Here is a 16720-nt window from a genome sequence, read left to right on the forward strand (position 1 = left end):
GGTCCTCCCTTATTTTGATCTTGTGAAAGAGCGGCGCTTGCCCTTAGGTCTTTGGGCACGCCGCGAGACAGATCCCCGATATGCCGCCTTCGAACAGATCCCGCCAAAAGCCTGCGCCCGCCGATATCGGGCCAACGCTCGATCTCGATCGCTACGTCCCGGCGTTCATCACCTTTATCGCCAACAAGCTCTCGAACAGCGCGACCGCGTTCTATCAGCGGCAGTTCGGCGTCAACGTCACGGAATGGAGGATCATGTCGCTGCTGGCGATCGAGCCCTGCATTCCCGCCTCGCGCATCTGCCATGTCATCGGCTTCGACAAGGGCCCGGTGAGCCGCACGCTCGCCGGCCTGGAGAAGCGCGGGCATGTGTCGATCCGCACCGACCCGAACGACGGCCGCACCCATTCGATTTCGCTGACGGCGAAGGGGCGCACCACCCATGACAAGGTGATCGTTGCGGCGTTCGAGCGGGAGCGGCGTCTTTTGTCCTGTTTGAGCAAGGACGAGCGCGAGGTGCTGATCGACCTGCTGCGCCGGCTGCACGAAAATCTCGGCGCGGTGACGGGCGGCAGCGAAGCCTGACGGACGATGCGCCGGGCGCGATCCCGCGTCACTCTCAGGCATGCGCCGGCATTTACCCGCGGCACCCTCTCTGCCGAGCATCGTTTCCTCCGATCCAACGCAGCGGTTCCCCGCCGTCATCCTTATCTAGAACGGTTCGCACAGATTAGTTGCTTCGGCAACAAAGGAATCATGCAGGATATTGCGGCAGTTTGGCTAACCTAGTTTACGGACAGCTCCATCCCCGTCATTGCGAGCGTGCCTAAGATCGCCACCCTACATGCTTGGCGATCGCTAGAGCCCGATCCAGTCACCCGACGCATCATCGTTCAACCGCGCCACCGCATCCGCTCGCCGCGTCAGCACGGCGCGCTGGTTGATGTAGCCCTTGTCGGTGATCTCGCCGCCGTCGACTGATGGCGGTTCGGCGAGCAGCAGCGCGCGCGTGGCATGGCCGGAGGAATTGGCGCCCTGCTGCTTCAGCGTCGCAAGGCCCTGCGCAATGGCCGTCCTGACCTTGTCATGCGCCAACACATCATTCACGCCCACCGCCTCTGGCAAACCGGCAAGAGCGCGACAAGCGACGATGCTCGGAAACACCAGGAAGCGCACCTCATTGCCGCCATGACCGGTCACAACGATGTCCTGCGCAAGCGGCGCCAACGCGGCGATGCCGGCGACACGCAGTGTGCCGACACTAACCCATGTGCCCGAGTTGAGCTTGAAATCCTCCGCGACGCGGCCGTCGAAGAATAGGCCGCGCTCGGGTCGTTCGGCATCGGCAAGTTTCACGGCGTCGCCGATGAGATAGAAGCCTTCTTCGTCAAAGGCCTGCTTGGTCAGCTCCGGCGCCTTCCAATAGCCCGGCGTGACGTTGGGGCCGCGCACGCGCACCTCCAGCTTGTCGCCGGAGGTAACAAGCTTCAGCTCCGTTCCAGGAATCGGCACGCCGATGTTGCCGGAACGCTCGGCAAGGAAATGGCAATCGGTCGCCAGTGGCGACGTCTCGGTCGAGCCCCAGGCCGAGACCATCGGCATCGCACGACCAACAGTTTTGATCGAAAGCTCTTCGAGCGCGTCCCACAGATTCTGCGGCAATGCGGCACCGGCATAGAAGGCGAACTTCACCTCGCCGAAGAAGCGACGGCGCAGCTCCTCATCGCCGCGCAGCGCCGCGATCAACATGTCGAAACCACGCGGCACGTTGAAATAGACCGTCGGCATTACGCTTTTCAGGTTCGCGAGCGACGTCGCAAACAGCCCCGGCGCGGGCTTGCCGCCGTCGATATAAAGCGAGCCGCCATTGCGCAGCACGAGGTTGAAATTGTGGTTGGCGCCGAACGTATGGCTCCAGGGCAGCCAGTCGAGAATGACGAGATCGTCGCCACCTTGCTCCAGGAAGGTCCATGTCTGCGCCTTGGCCTGCTGGCTCGAAGTCAGCATCCGCTGGGTGTTGATGACCGCCTTGGGCGCACCGGTCGAGCCCGAAGTGAACAGAAACTTCGCGATGGTGTCCGGCGTCACTGCCGCGAAGGCTTTTGCGACACCGCCAGTCTCAGGCGTTGCCGCGATGGCACGGAAGGCGAGTGCATCGACGTCGCCAGCATTGCCACTGATGATCTGCGCCCTGTGCAGCGGCTTGATCGCAGCGAGCGCCGCCGCAAACGGTTTTGTCGCGGAGACGTAGATCGCGCCCGGCTCCAGCAGCGCGATCATGCTCTTCAGCTTGTCGAAATCCTTCGACATCAGCGAATAGGCCGGCGAGATCGCGGCCGAGGGCACGCCAACATGCTGGGCAGCCAACGCAAGCAGCGCATGATCGATGCTGTTGTCGGAGAGAATGACGACGGGGTGCGCCGCGCTGAGCCCCTGCTCCAGTATCCACGACGCTGCCGCGCGTACTCGCCGCAGGGCACCCGCGTAAGTCATGGTGGCCCAGGGCGTGTCGGCGCTGTCACGCTCGGCGAGGAAGATCGCATCAGGCGTCTGCCGCGTCCATTGCTCCAGCCAGTCTCCGATGCACCGCGCGCCGTCGCGCAGAGGCTCCGGCGAGCGTAGCAAGATGCTGCCGTCGGCGCGATGCTCGGCGACGGTCTTCGGCGTTGCGAACAGGCTCGAAGCGTCACCGCGAGTGGCTGACGTCATGGCTTCCTCCTCGCCCCAGACGCCCGGGACCGGCCGCGGCCTCGTTCCGGGCTGCCTTGGCGACAATGTTGAGCGGGACAATTGTTGTCGTCAACAACAATCTTCCGTTGGCACTGTCGAAGCGCTAAGGTCGCCCGGCAGGAGACACGATGTGACAGCCAGCGCAGCCCAGCCTTCCCCCCGCAAACGCACCGGCAATGGCGCTACGCGGCGCATCGACGCGGACGAGATCGGGCTCGACGCGCTGGTCGGCCACGCCGGCTACGCGGTGCGGCGCTTCCAGATCTGGATCTTTCAGGACTTCATCAAGACGCTCGGCGACGTCGACATCCGGCCGACGCAATATTCGGTGCTGACTTTGATCGGCGCCAATCCCGGGCTGTCGCAGATGGCGGTGGCAAAACGCCTCGGTATCGAGCGCGCGCGCCTCGTGCACCTGCTCGACAGCCTGGAGCAGCGCAAGCTGGTGAAGCGGATCAAGTCGAAATCGGACCGGCGCTCGCACGCCCTGCACCTCACAGCGCCGGGCGAGACCGCACTGGCCAAATTCAAGCGCCTCGCCGCCGAGCACGAACGGCATGTCGAAGCGAAGATCGGCAAGGCCAACCGGGAGCGGCTGCTTCAGATCCTCGCTGGCTTCACCTGATACTAACTGCCCATGAATTGAGCAATTGCCTTGAACGGGGCGTTGCCGTGACAGCCCGCTCGCTCATCAGCGCAATACCAAGCCACTGATCTGACAATAATATCGGGAGCGACGCCGCTGCCCGGATAATGTACACAATGGCACATCGCTTGCTTCAATCCGGGTAAGACCTGTTGCCGGAGTTTTATCACCATGGGGGCTCAGCAGCCTGAAACGATCGCCGCGATTGTGGCCGCACATCGCGCGGGCACGATGACGCCGGCGCAGACGATCGCGCGAACCTATCAGCGCATCCGCGATCATAACGATCCCGCCGTGTTCATCAGCCTGCGCGACGAGAGGGACGCGATCGCGGAGGCCGAGAAGCTGGCGACGAAGAATGCAGCCAGCCAGCCCCTTTACGGCGTGCCGGTCGCGGTGAAGGACAATATCGACGCGCTGGGCTTTCCGACCACGGCGGCCTGCCCGGCTTTCTCCTATACCCCGACGCATGACGCCACCGCAGTGGAACGGCTCCGCGCGGCCGGCGCCATCATCATCGGCAAGACCAATCTCGATCAGTTCGCGACCGGCCTCGTCGGCGTGCGTTCGCCCTATGGCATTCCCAAGAATTCGATCCGCGAGGATCTCATTCCCGGCGGATCGAGCTCGGGCTCGGCTGTGGCCGTCGGCGCGGGGCTTGTGCCACTATCGCTCGGCACCGACACCGCCGGCAGCGGCCGCGTGCCGGCCATGCTCAACAACATCGTCGGGCTGAAGCCAAGCCTCGGCATGATCTCGACCGCGGGTCTCGTGCCGGCCTGCCGCACGCTCGACTGCGTCTCGGTATTTGCTTTGACGGTCGACGACGCCGCGCTCGCTCTCTCCGTGATGGCCGGCCCCGACCAGGCCGATCCGTTCTCGCGCGACCGGCCGCTGGGCGCGATCACGCCGTTCCCGGCAAATCTGCGCCTCGGCGTGCCGCGCAACGGGCAGCTGATCTTCTTCGGCGACAAGAAGGCGGAAGCCGCTTACGGCGAAGCCTTGAAGCGCTGGACTACACTCGGCGCCGAGCTGGTCGAGTTCGACCTCGAGCCGTTCTACGAGACGGCGCGGCTGCTCTATGAGGGTCCATGGGTCGCCGAGCGCTATCTCGTCATCAAGAATCTGCTGGCGTCCGCGCCCGATTCTATTCATCCCGTAACGCGCGAGATCACCGCGGCCGGCGCGCGGCTAACGGCGGCGGACACCTTCTCCGCACTCTATCGCTTGCAGGGCTTGCGCAAGATCGTCGAGCGCACTTTTACCAATATCGACGCACTGGTGCTGCCGACGGCACCTACGGCATACACGACCGCGCAGGTGCTGGCCAATCCAATCGAACTCAACAGCCGGCTCGGCACCTACACCAACTTTGTGAATCTGCTCGATCTCTGCGGCCTCGCCGTGCCGGCGGCGATGCGCGCGGACGGCATTCCGTTCGGGATCACTTTGCTGGCGCCCGCAGGCCGCGATGCGATGCTGGCGAGCATCGGCCGCCTGTTCCATGCCGATACGAAACTGACACTTGGCGCGAAGGGTGTGGCGCAGGCACCGCTCGCGCCCCTGCCGGCAAATAGCGGCGACGCGATCTCGATCGCGGTGGTCGGGGCGCATCTCTCGGGCATGGCGCTGAATGGCGAATTGAAGGCGCTGAACGCGAAGCTGATCGAGGCAACCACGACCGCACCGGACTACAGGCTCTTTGCGCTGAAGACCACGCCGCCGAAGCCGGGCCTGCTGCGCGTCGAAACCGGCAAGGGCGCGTCGGTCGAACTGGAGATCTGGTCGCTGTCATCTTCGGCGTTCGGAAAATTCGTCAACGCGATTCCCTCACCGATGGCGATCGGCACGATCCGGCTTGCCGGCGGCCGCTCGGTGAAGGGATTTCTCGTCGAGCCGGAAGTGCTGGGCGAGGCGCGGGACATCACGGCGTATGGCGGCTGGCGCGCGTATATGAAGGAAGCCGCGACGACGTAGGTGCCGTAGGGTGGGCAAAGCGCAGCGTGCCCACCACCGCCATCAATCGGGAAAGATCGTGGGCACGGCGCTTTGCGCCTTTGCCCACCCTAGGGCACCGAGTGCGCGGCTCTAAACCGACACCGCGTAGATCTCATACTCCCCGCGCACCAATTCGATATGCGCGCGCATGGCGGCGGCAGCGCCCTGCTTGTCGCCGCGCATGATGGCGACGACGACGCAGTCGTGCTCGGCTTGCGACTTTGCGAGACGGCCAAGATTGCGGAACTGGGCGCGGCGGAACGGCTGCACGCGCACGCGGGTGGCGAGCGTGATCTCGGCGATGTAGCCATTCTGCGATCCCGCATAGATCGCATTGTGGAAGCGCTCATTGACCTCGTGGAAGCGATCGGGATTGCCGGCGTAGCTGAGAACCCGCAGTTCCTCGTGGATGGCCTCCAGGCCGTGACGCTCGGCAGCCGACATCCGTTCGGCGGCGAGGCCTGCGCACAGCGCCTCGAGCTCCGCCATCGCCTCGAACATGCTTGTCAGCCGCTCGACCGACGGCTGCGCCACCACCGCACCGCGGTGCGCGCGCGATTCGACCAAGCCACTCGCGACGAGCTGACGCAGCGCCTCACGCACCGGCGTCCGCGAGACGCTGAAGCGCCGCGCGATGTCGGTCTCGTCCAGTGGCGCGCCGGGGGCCAGGGCTCCTCGCACGATCTCGTCGGCCAGTTGAAGCCGCAACTCCTCGGCGCGCGTGATCTTGTGCACGCTGGGCTGCGCCCGGTCGACGCGCGGCACCACCGGCTCGGCCGCCAGTGTTCCCTGCGGAAGGTCGTCAAGCGTCATACGATCAGGTCTCTTTCGACTCGTCGATGATGCTGACATGGGCGGCGACGACGCGCCAGCCCTCCGGAAAGCGAATCCATGTCTGCATCTGCCGGCCGACCTTGCCGGGAGCCATGTCGCGATAGAACAGAGTGGAGGCGACAGCCGTATCGCGACCGTAGCTCGAGATGACGGTCTTTGCGGTGCGACGATTGAGGCCGACCGGCGAGCGTCCCGCGCGGAAGCCGGAGATCGCCTCGTGGCCATAGAGATTCTCGCCGATGCCGTAGCGCAGCGTGCGGGGATCGTTGCGAAAGAGCTCGCCGAGCACGGCGACGTCGTTGGTGACGAGGGCCTGCTCATAGCGTCCGAACGCGGCTTTGACTTCCGCGATCACGTCGGGGAGATCGATCTCCATTTAAAGTCCTCTCGGCGCGGGCGCGGTGGCGACGCCCATCTTCTCCAATGCGTAGGCGACGCGCAACGCGATGTCCTCGCGCCACGGCGCGCAAATGATCTGCACGCCGATCGGCAGCGGCTCGAGCGGCACCGGCACCGCAACCACGGGCAAACCGATGAACGAGATCGGCTGGGTGTGGATGCCGATATTGGCGCGCACCGGCAGTTCGACGCCGTCGAGATTGAAATTCACCTGGCCAAGCTTTGGCGCGGTGCAGGGCGTTGCCGGCGCGATCAGCACGTCGACCGACCTAAATATCTCGGCGAACTGCGCGCGATACCAGCGGCGGAATTTTTGCGCACGATCAACGAGCGGCGCGGGCACCATGGCGCCCGCGATCAGCCGGTCGCGCACGGCGGGATCGAAATCGTTCGGCCGTTTGCGCAGACGATCGAGATGCAGCGAGGCGCCTTCCGTCGTCGTGATGACATAGGCGGCTGCACGAGCGCGCGAGGCTTCCGGCACATCCACGACCTCCGCGGCGCCAAGCGCCTTGGCGACGCAGCTGACGGCCTCGACAGCTTGCGGAAAGACGTTGTTCTGGAAGTAGCCCCCGGCGATCGCGATGCGCAGGTCCGAGATCGGATTAGCGAGCAGCGGCAGCGTCGGCTCCAGCCCGCGCGTGGTGCAGGCGCCATCGTCCGCATCCGGCCCCTGCATCGCGTCATAGGCGAGCGCGAGATCGGTGACGGAGCGCGCGAACGGGCCGAGATGATCGAGGCTCGCGACGAACGGGAACGAGCGTGCCCGCGACAACCGGCCGTAGGTCGGCTTCAAACCAAAAATTCCGCAGAAGGACGAGGGCACGCGGATCGAACCGTTGGTATCCGAGCCGAGCGCAATCGGCACCAGCGCGCCACCGACGGCGCTCCCGGAACCGCCCGACGAACCGCCGGTCATTCGCGTCGTGTCATGCGGATTGCGCGAGGGGCCCTCGTGGATGTTCTCGCCGGTGAAGTCGTAAGCGTATTCGCCCATGTTGAGCGCGCCGACCAGCACGGCGCCGGCCGCTTCCAGCCGCTCGATCAGCGTCGCGTCGCGTTTTGCGGGCGCGAGGTCGCGGTTGATTTTCGAGCCGGCCCGCGTGGGCAGACCCGCGACATCGAACAGGTTCTTGACAGCGAAAGGCACGCCGGCGAGCGGGCCGACCGTTTTGCCGGCGGCGATCTCGGCATCGAGCGCACGTGCTTTCGCACGGGCGCGATCGGCGGTGACGTCGGTGAAGGAGTTGAGGATGGTGTCGTGCTGCTTGATGCGCGCAAGCGCGGCTTCAGTGGCATCGAGTGCCGACATCTTGCCGCCGGCAACCGCGCTCGCGATCTCGGAGGCCATCATCTCTGGCTTGATGGGCATGGCGGCTCAGACGGTGAAAATCGGCGCCGGCTCGGTCTCATCCGGCAGCGCGAATTCGTCAACGAGGCGGCCGAGCCGTAGCGAGACTTCGAGATTGGCGCGCACCGCGGGCCTCCAGGCCTCCTCGACCGGCAGCGACAGCGCTTTCGATACGGCGTCGATATAATCGTCCAGCGGCTCTGCCATCACGCTCCCAAACAATCAGTGCACTCTCAGTGAATCTGCAACGGCGGATGCGGAATCGCCGTCAGCAGCTCCTTGGTATAGTCGTCCCGCGGATCGCTGAGGACCCTTTCGGAAGAACCCTCTTCGACGATCCGCCCTGTCCGCATCACAATGACACGATCGCACAACAAGCGCACTACATTCAAATCATGCGAGACGAACAGATAGCTCATACCTAGCCGCGCCTTGAGGTCCTGGAGCAGGTTCAGGACCACGGCCTGCACCGAGACGTCGAGCGCCGCGGTCGGCTCGTCGAGGACGATGAGTTTGGGATGCGGGGCGATGGCGCGGGCTATGCCGACACGGGCCTTCTGGCCGCCGGAGAGCTGGTGCGGAAAGCGATCGAGCAGATTGTGGGGCAGGCCGACCATGGTGGCCAGCTCCTCGCAGCGGGCGCGGAGCGCGTCACGCCCCCTGATGTCGCCGAGCTGCATGATCGGGTCGGCGATGGCGCGCGCTGCAGTGAAGCGCGGGTTGAGGCTGTCGGTCGGATCCTGGAACACCATCTGGATGCGGCTACGCTGCGGCAGCCGTGCAAAGGAGGCGGGCGCGATCGCGCCGATGTCCTCGCCGTCGAACTGGATCAGGCCGGAGGTCTGGTCGAGCAGCCGCATCACCATCATCGACGTGGTCGATTTGCCGCAACCGGATTCGCCGACGAGGCCGACGCTCTCGCCGTGCCCGATCGCGAAGCTGATGCCGTCGACGGCGCGGAACACGTCCGGCTCGACCGGCGGTGTGCGGCCGAACAGCTTTCCAAGCGTGGCGGTGGCGCCCTGGCGGGGATATTCCTTGACCAGCTTTTCGATGAGCAGGAGAGGCTGCTGTCTCTCCGCGCCTGCTGCCGTGACCGGGACGACCGCCACGGGCGCAGCCCCCTCCTCCTCCGGCAACAGGTCCCGCAAGCTCACACCTAACCGCGGTGTCGCGCGCATCAGCTTCTTGGTGTAGGGGTGCTGCGGATCAGCAAAAATGTCGGCGGCCTTCGCGGTCTCGACCACACGGCCCTTTTCCATCACGACGACGCGGTCGCAATAGGCGGCGGCCAGGCCGAGGTCGTGGGTGATCAGGATGGTCGACATCGCCTTGCGCCTGGTCAGCTCGACGATCAGATCCATCACCGCCTTCTGGGTGGTGACGTCGAGGCCGGTGGTCGGCTCGTCCGCGATCAGGAGCTGCGGATTGCAGGCGAGCGCGAGGGCGATGACGACGCGCTGGCACATGCCGCCTGACAGCTCGAACGGAAAAGCATGATAGCGCTCGCGCGGGCGGGCGATCTTGACCTGCTCCAGCGCCTCGATCGCCTTTTCTCCGCGATCCGAGACCATCGCCTGCTGCACATGGGTGCGCAGCACATCCTCGATCTGGTCGCCGACCTTGCGGATCGGATTGAGCGCGGCGCGCGGGTTCTGGAAGATCATCGAGATTTCGCGACCGCGGAGATCGCGCATCTGGCTTTCAGTCGCGGCCTTGACGTCGATGCCGGAGAACATCACCGAGCCCTCGGCGATCTTGCCGGCGCGATCGAGGATGCGCATCACCGCGTATGATGTCACCGACTTGCCGGAGCCGGACTCGCCGACGATGGCGAGCGTCTCGCCCTTGGCGACGGAGATGTTGACGTGCTGCACGGCCTTCACGATGCCGCGGCGGGTGGTGAATTCGACGGTGAGATCCTGGACGTCGAGCAGCGGCTGGGCGGTCATGAAGGCCTCCCGTCACTCAACGAACTCGAAAACAACCCCATGCACAGTAGGGCAACGTTGGAATCATTGAATAATTTTTGTCGATAACCGGCAGCCATCACGTCCTCCGCTGGGGGTCGACGATGTCGCGCAGGCCGTCGCCGAGGAGGTTGAAGCAGAACACCGCGATCATCAGCGCGAGGCCGGGGAATAGCGCGATCCACCATTCGCCTGAGACCATGAAGCCCGCGCCCTCGGCGACCATAATCCCCCATTCGGCGGTCGGCGGTCGGACGCCGAGGCCGATGAAGGACAGGCCGGCGGCATTCAAAATGGCGTAGCCCATCGTCAGCGACATCTGCACGATCATGATCGGCATGATGTTCGGCAGGATGTGCACCAGCAGGATGCGGAACTCGCCGTTGCCGGAGAGCCGCGCCGCCTGCACGAAGCCGGCATTGCGGCAGACATTCGCCTCGGCGCGCGCGACGCGGGCATAGAGCGGGAAGTTCACGATGGCGGTCGCCAGGATGATGTTCTGCACGGTGTCGCCGAGCGCAGCGACAATGCCCATCGCCAGCACGAACAGCGGGAACGCCATGATGGTGTCGGCGATGCGGCCGACGATGCGATCGGTCCAGCCGCCGAAATAGCCCGCCGCGATGCCGGCGAGGCCGCCCATCAGGAACACCAGCACGACGGAGGCGACCGCGATGAAGGTGTCGAGCCGCGTCGCCACCACGACGCGACTGAAGATGTCGCGACCGAGCTGGTCGGTGCCGAACCAGTGCGCGGCGGACGGCGCTTTCAGCGCCGCGGCGGTATCGGACGCCAGCGGATCGTATGGCACCACATAGGGACCGAAGATCGCGGCCAGGAGAATGACGATCAGCAGAGCAAAGGAAAAGCCCGTGACCTTGTTCTCTCCGAGAACGTAGCGGGTCTGTTCGAGGATCGCGACGAGTCCCGAGGTTCGCGCAGGCCCGGCCGGTTCAACAGCAGGCGCAACGGTGCTCATGCCTCCCTCCTTTTGCGCATGATCTCCGCGCAAACGCGTTCCGCGTTTGTCGCGAGGGAAAACCGGTCTCCACTTTTGCGGATCATGCGCTATCCCTCCAGCCGCACGCGCGGATCGATCACGCCATAGAGAATGTCGATCACGAGATTGAGCAGCACGTACATCACCGCCATGGTCAGGACGAAGCCCTGCACCGGCGCGAAGTCGGACGAGATCAGCGCTTCCACCGCGTAGGAGCCGATGCCGGGCCAGGCGAACACTTTTTCCACCAGCACGTTGGCGCCGAGCAGGAACGAGAACACCATGCTGAGCGTGGTGATCACAGGCAGCATCGCATTGCGGAAGGCGTAGGTGACGATGACGGTCGCCGGCGACAGTCCGCTGGCGCGCGCGGTGCGGACGAATTCGCTAGCCAGCACCGCCAGCATCGAGGCCCGCGTCATGCGCGCGATCGGCGCCAGCGAGAAGATCGCGAGCGTCGTGGCCGGCAGGATGAGCTGGCTCAGCGCCGAGCGAAATGCCTCGAAGTCGCGTGCGATCAAGGTGTCGATCAGATAGAAGCCGGTCACGGCCGGCGGCGCGCTGTAGAAGACGTCCAGCCGCCCGAGCGGCGCCGGCGACCAGCCGAGCCGGAAATAGAAGAAATAGACCAGCACCAGGCCGGTGAAGAATACCGGCAGCGAGACGCCCGCTGTTGTTGTTATTCGGCAGAGATGATCGACCCATGATCCCGGCCGCGTTGCCGCGAGCACACCGAGCGGAATGGCGATGACGATGGAGACGATCAGGCCAAGCAGCGTCAGCTCGGCAGAAGCCGGCAGGCGATTACGGATTTCGGCTGCGACCGGCTGGCCGGTGGTGAGCGAGTTGCCGAAATCGCCGTGCGCGAGATCGTTGGTGTAGCGGAAGAACTGCTCGATCAGCGGCTTGTCGAGGCCAAGCTTCTTGCGGATCTGCTCGACGGCCTCCTTGGTGGCGGCGGGACCTGCAAAATATGCGGCCGGATCACCCGGCAGTGCGCGCGTCAGCAGGAAGGTGACGATGACGACGCCGATCAGCGAGGGAATCGCAAACATCAGGCGCTTGCCGATCATGGTCAGCATGATGACCTCGTGGTGTGGAAACGAGATCGAGCTGCGCGTGCCGCCGCGCCCCCTCTCCCCTTGTGGGAGAGGGTTGGGGTGAGGGGTTGCCCCAAGCGAGGTCGGAGTTCGTGGCTACCCCTCACCCTGCCCCTCTCCCACAAGGGGAGAGGGAATGAGAGAGCGGCGCCCACCTCACTCGAAAGGACAGCCAGAGTCGCGGCCATGTCGCTCGCGCCAATCACGCCTCACCCCTTCGCCATCGCGCGATAATCGAGGCGGCGGTGGAACCAGTATTGGTAGCCGCTGATGTTCTTCTGCATCGCGACGTTGACGAAGGGCTGGTAGAGCGGGATACGCGGGATGTCGGTGTAGGCGAGATCGACAAAACCCTTCACGTCGGTGTCATAGGTCGCCATGTCGCCGATCGCCACGGCGTTGCGCGCGCCGTCGATCAGCCTGTCCATCTCCGCCGACTTGTAGCTCATGGTGTTGAAGACGGAATTGTTGCCGTGATAGCACCAGTAGAAGAAGTATTCGGGGTAATCGAGCCAGCCCGAGAACACGTTGGTGAAGAGCGGCATTTCCTTCTTGTTCAATTCGGTGCGCCAGTTGGCGCCAGGCACCTTGTTGATGGTGGTCTTGATGCCGATCTGGGCGAGGCTCTCCTGCACCAGCACACAGAGCGGCTCGTTGACGCCGGCGAAGTTGAGGTCGAACGAGATCGTGGTCTCAAAGCCGTTGGCGAGGCCGGCTTCCGCCATCAGCGCCTTCGCCTTCTCCATGTCGGTGTTGTATTTATGCGGCTGCGGCCAGGCGACTTCGGTGGGCTTGTCCTTCGGCGCACCGAACATCGGGTTCGCCAGCCCGAACATCACGGCGTCCATGATCTTCTGATAGGGCAGCGCGTAGGCGACCGCCTGGCGAACCTTTGGATTGTCGAACGGCGGCCTGGTGACGTTCATGCCGATATACTGGATGCCGTTGGAGAACGGCAGCGACACCACATTGAGCTTGCCGCTGGCCTTCATCTCCTGGAAATCCTTGTTCGGGAGTTCGTAGGAAATGTCGGCGTCGCCGCGCTCCAGCAGCGCACGGCGGTTGCCGGCCTGCGGCACCATGCGCCAGATCACGCGCTTGATCTTCGGCAGCGGACCGCAGGCCCAGTCCTCGTTGCGCTCCATCACCACTTCAGTGCCGGCGGTCCACTTCGTCACCTTGTAGGCGCCGGAGCCCGCGGTCTGCTGTTTCGTGAATTCAAGACCCCAGGGATCCTTCTCGCTCGAATTCTTCTTCACCAGTTCGGAGTTGACGATGCAGGGCACGATCACGGCGAGATCGGGAATCGTCAGCCTGTCCTTCTTCAGGAAATCGACCCGCACCGTATGGTCGTCGATGACGACGAACTGCTCCGGCTTGGTCAACGAGCCTGCGCTCATCTGGAAGGTCGGGAAGCCGCCGACGCTGACGGCGCGATCGAGCGACCACTTCACGTCCTTGGCGGTGACGGGCGCGCCGTCGTGGAATTTGGCATTCTTGCGCAGCTTGAAGGTGACCGACATGTCGTCGATCTTGAACTCCTCGGCGAGTTCAGGCTTGAACTTGTCGCGGTCGTAATAGGGCACGCCGCCGGGACCGGTCTTCATCTCGTGGCTGATCAGCCGGTCGTAGCAATTCCAGGAGACTTCATAGCCGGGCACGTTGGTGCCGACGCCGTGGATGTCGAGATTATTCGGGCCGCCCTCGGAGACGATCAGCAGCGTCTCCGAGCGCGCGTCGGCATAGGCCGAGGAGATGACCTGTGGCACGACCGGAAGCGCCGCGCCGGCGGCCAATCCGGACACAGATTTGAGGAAATCGCGACGTTTCATGAGACTGCTCCAACACGGAAGTTTCTGGTTGGAACAGGATTCGCAAGGTTCGTGCCAAGGCTTAATGAGAGATAAAGCAGCACCCTAAGGCACTGATATATCGGACAAATCACAGAAATCGGCGATAGAGCGCCAACGCTCAGATCTTAATCATTGCATACAAAGAAGAGCATTTGCTTATTAAATAGGCCCACATCGTTTGCCGCTTATTAAACATGCATAGACGAACGCTATGACCTCCGCGAGCTATCGGGAGGATGAAAGCTCGCGCCTCGAACTCGTCATTGCGAGCGTAGCGAAGCAATCCAGAGTCTTTCCGCCGGAGCAGTCTGGATTGCTTCGCTACGCTCGCAATGACGGCTGATGGAGCGCGATCACTCCGCCCAGATCAGGTTCTGCAACCCGACCAGATCGTCCACCTTGTCCTGCCAGCCTGCGATGCAGATGTGGCTGTTGAGGTCGCTGGCCTGGTGCAGCAGCATCAAGGCCATCAGGCGCCGCTTCAGCGCGTAGTCCGGCTTCTCATAGCCAAAGCCTTCAAGCAGGTTGCGCACCCTGCCCGGCCGGCCCGCCGCCATGAACGCGCTCGGGCCGAGCAGATCGTAGTCGCGCCAGCCCGCCCGGACATCGCCAAAGTCGAACAGGCCGGCAAGCGACCAGTCGCCATCGCGGCAGGCGAGCAGGAAGTTCTCCGGAATGTATTCGCCGATCAGGATCACCGGCGGCGCGTCCATGGGAATCAGCGTCGTTGCGTCACGCAGGAGATCATCGAGGCCGGCGATAAATTTTGGCGCGAGACCGAGACGCGTGTGCCGCGCCTTGCAGCGGTTCATCTGTGCGCGCATGAACGAATCCCAGCGCGGCTCGATATGCGCCAGCGGGCCGAGCGGTGCGCGCTGCACGGCGGCAATGGTCTCGCCCATCTGGCGCAGCACGCGTTCCTTCTGCGCTTCGGGCAATGACGGCCAGACCTCCGAGCCGAGCGTGCCGGCGAGGCGCGTGATGATCAGATAAGGCCAGCCATCGCGCTCACCCTCCGCGACGATCTCGGGGATCGGCAGATGCAGCCGGTTCACAAGCTGCATCAGCGAACCGCGCTCGGAGACGAATTGCGCGCGCAACAGCGGCGAGAAGATTTTCAGGATGAGTTTCTCGCCGAGCCCGACGACGAGATTGGTGCCGGTCGAGAACACATGCGGCGAGCCGACGTCGATGCCGTGGCTGCGCGCGATGTCGAGCGCGATCGGCAACCATTGCTGAGGCTGAGAGCGCCAGGCACGAAAGGCCTGGGCGTCGGTGAAGTGAGGCAGTGTCATCGAAGGCAATGTCCGTGCGGCCATCCTTCGAGACGCTCGCTTTCGCGAGCTCCTCAGGATGAGGGCGGAGTGTGTCGCGGCAAACTTGGCAGGCTCTGGTGTCACTTAGCCTCATCCTGAGGAGACCGCAAAGCGGTCGTCTCGAAGGACGAGGCGCGCGCTCAGGCAGATCTACCTATCCGGGCTGGCGCGCTCGAACTGGCGCAGCAGCTTGTTGCCGCGCTCGACTGCGGCATCGAGCGCGGCTTGCGCGCTCTTCTGGCCGGAGAAGGCCTGCTCCAGCTCCTCCTCGATCGTGCCGCGGATCAGATTGAAGGAGCCGAGCCGGATGCCCTTCGAGTTCTCGGTCGGCGGATGCAGCGTGATCTCCTCGAACGAGATCGCCGAGCCCGGAGTGCGTTCGTAAAAACCTTGCGCGCGCGTCAGCTCGTAGGCAGCGCGGGTGACCGGCAGATAGCCGGTGTTCTGGTGCCAGGCGGCCTGCACGCCGGGCTGCGACAGATAGGCGAAAAACCGCGCCACGCCCTTGTATTCCTCGCGCGGCCGGTCGCGCAGCACCCACAGCGTGGCGCCGCCGATGATCGAGTTCTGCGGCGCGCCCTTCACGTCGGGCCAGTACGGCATCATGCCGTAGCCGATCTCGAACTTTGAATTCGCCTTGATATCGGCACGCGTCGCCGAGGAGCCGATGAAGATGCCGCATTCGCCATTCTGGAAGCGCGGCTCGGCTGACTGGCCGCGGCCGCTATAGTCGAACAGTTTTGTCTTCTGCCATTCGGCGAGCTGGGCGATGTGCTTGACCACCACCGGGTTGTTGATGGTCAGCTCGGCATCGAGCCCGGCAAAGCCGTTGGCGCGGGTCGCAAGCGGCAGATTGTGGAAGGCCGAGAGATTCTCGACATGGATCCAGGACGGCCACGACGTGGTGAAGCCACAGACAGCGCCGCGCTCGCGCAGGCGCTTTGCGGCGAGCCCAAGCTCGGGCCAGGTCTTCGGCGGGGTCTCGGGATCGAGACCGGCGTCGCGAAACATGGTCTTGTTGTAATAGAGGATCGGCGTCGACGAGTTGAACGGGAACGACAGCAGATTGCCGGCGGCATCGGTGTAGTAGCCGGAGACCGCCGGAAGATAGTCGTCGAGCGAGAACGGCTCGCCCATGTCGCGCATCATGCTGTACACGGGGTAGATCGCGCCCTTGGCCGCGGTCATGGTGGCGGTGGCGACCTCGTTGACCTGGACGATCGCGGGCTGGCTGCGCGAGCGGAAAGCGAAGATCGCAGCCGTCACCGTCTCGGTGTAGCTGCCCTTATAGCTCGGCACGATGCGGTAATCGGACTGCGCTGCGTTGAAGTCGGAGGCGAGCTTTTCGAGCTGCTTGCCGAGTTCGCCCGACATGGCGTGCCACCACGCGATGTCGGTCGTGGCGCGTGCCTCACAGCTCAATGTGAGGGCCAGGGAGGCGGCGGCGACCTGCAAGAGGCGCAATGCTGAAGTCACGATGGCTCTTCCCGGATCAAGCGGCAAAAGGCGACCGCACCCTGCTTA

Annotated in this window: 14 protein-coding genes; 3 read left to right on the forward strand and 11 right to left on the reverse strand. The window is 64.2% G+C overall.

Annotation, left to right across the window (positions count from 1 at the left end; all coding sequences use genetic code 11):
• Positions 1-80 precede the first annotated feature (80 nt).
• Complete coding sequence (locus ABIA96_RS06525) at positions 81-584, forward strand: MarR family winged helix-turn-helix transcriptional regulator (protein ID WP_354136195.1); 504 nt, start codon at positions 81-83, stop codon at positions 582-584.
• A gap of 273 nt (positions 585-857) precedes the next feature.
• Here ABIA96_RS06525 and ABIA96_RS06530 read toward each other — a convergent pair whose 3' ends face one another.
• On the reverse strand, positions 858-2708 hold the full coding sequence (locus ABIA96_RS06530) for a feruloyl-CoA synthase (protein WP_354136196.1): 1851 nt from the start codon (positions 2706-2708) through the stop codon (positions 858-860).
• Positions 2709-2859: 151 nt separating this feature from the next.
• Here ABIA96_RS06530 and ABIA96_RS06535 point away from each other — a divergent pair, with 151 nt between their 5' ends.
• Together ABIA96_RS06535 and atzF are read left to right on the forward strand one after the other, a co-directional pair.
• Positions 2860-3354: a MarR family winged helix-turn-helix transcriptional regulator gene (locus tag ABIA96_RS06535; protein ID WP_354136197.1), complete on the forward strand. Its 495-nt coding sequence runs from the start codon at positions 2860-2862 to the stop codon at positions 3352-3354.
• Between the two features lie 192 nt (positions 3355-3546).
• Positions 3547-5352 (forward strand): allophanate hydrolase, encoded by a 1806-nt coding sequence (gene atzF, locus ABIA96_RS06540; RefSeq protein ID WP_354136198.1) that lies wholly within the window; start codon positions 3547-3549, stop codon positions 5350-5352.
• 111 nt (positions 5353-5463) lie between these two features.
• On the opposite strand, the gene ABIA96_RS06545 is transcribed toward atzF, so the two are convergent.
• The 10 genes from ABIA96_RS06545 to ugpB all read right to left on the reverse strand — a co-directional run bounded on the left by ABIA96_RS06545 (position 5464) and on the right by ugpB (position 16672).
• A complete protein-coding gene (locus ABIA96_RS06545; RefSeq protein WP_354136199.1) occupies positions 5464-6186 on the reverse strand; it encodes a GntR family transcriptional regulator in 723 nt (240 codons plus the stop codon).
• A 4-nt stretch (positions 6187-6190) separates the two neighbouring features.
• Entirely contained in the window at positions 6191-6583 is a 393-nt protein-coding gene (hpxZ, locus tag ABIA96_RS06550; protein ID WP_354136200.1) for an oxalurate catabolism protein HpxZ, read from the reverse strand.
• Positions 6584-7978, reverse strand: coding sequence for an AtzE family amidohydrolase (locus ABIA96_RS06555; RefSeq protein ID WP_354136201.1), 1395 nt, complete (start codon positions 7976-7978; stop codon positions 6584-6586). It abuts the gene before it with no gap.
• 6 nt (positions 7979-7984) lie between these two features.
• Complete coding sequence (locus tag ABIA96_RS06560) at positions 7985-8164, reverse strand: DUF4089 domain-containing protein (RefSeq protein ID WP_354136202.1); 180 nt, start codon at positions 8162-8164, stop codon at positions 7985-7987.
• A gap of 26 nt (positions 8165-8190) precedes the next feature.
• Positions 8191-9909: a dipeptide ABC transporter ATP-binding protein gene (locus ABIA96_RS06565; protein WP_354136203.1), complete on the reverse strand. Its 1719-nt coding sequence runs from the start codon at positions 9907-9909 to the stop codon at positions 8191-8193.
• Between the two features lie 97 nt (positions 9910-10006).
• Positions 10007-10906 carry an ABC transporter permease gene (locus tag ABIA96_RS06570; RefSeq protein WP_354136204.1) on the reverse strand — a complete coding sequence of 300 codons (900 nt, stop codon included), beginning with the start codon at positions 10904-10906 and terminating at the stop codon, positions 10007-10009.
• Between the two features lie 89 nt (positions 10907-10995).
• Positions 10996-12009 carry an ABC transporter permease gene (locus ABIA96_RS06575; protein ID WP_354136205.1) on the reverse strand — a complete coding sequence of 338 codons (1014 nt, stop codon included), beginning with the start codon at positions 12007-12009 and terminating at the stop codon, positions 10996-10998.
• Between the two features lie 227 nt (positions 12010-12236).
• Positions 12237-13859 (reverse strand): ABC transporter substrate-binding protein, encoded by a 1623-nt coding sequence (locus tag ABIA96_RS06580; protein WP_354136206.1) that lies wholly within the window; start codon positions 13857-13859, stop codon positions 12237-12239.
• 374 nt (positions 13860-14233) lie between these two features.
• On the reverse strand, positions 14234-15175 hold the full coding sequence (locus tag ABIA96_RS06585) for an aminoglycoside phosphotransferase family protein (RefSeq protein ID WP_354136207.1): 942 nt from the start codon (positions 15173-15175) through the stop codon (positions 14234-14236).
• 171 nt (positions 15176-15346) lie between these two features.
• Positions 15347-16672 (reverse strand): sn-glycerol-3-phosphate ABC transporter substrate-binding protein UgpB, encoded by a 1326-nt coding sequence (gene ugpB / locus ABIA96_RS06590; protein WP_502918801.1) that lies wholly within the window; start codon positions 16670-16672, stop codon positions 15347-15349.
• Positions 16673-16720: the final 48 nt, after the last annotated feature.

The organism is Bradyrhizobium sp. LB11.1 (assembly GCF_040549385.1).
Taxonomy (GTDB): domain Bacteria; phylum Pseudomonadota; class Alphaproteobacteria; order Rhizobiales; family Xanthobacteraceae; genus Bradyrhizobium.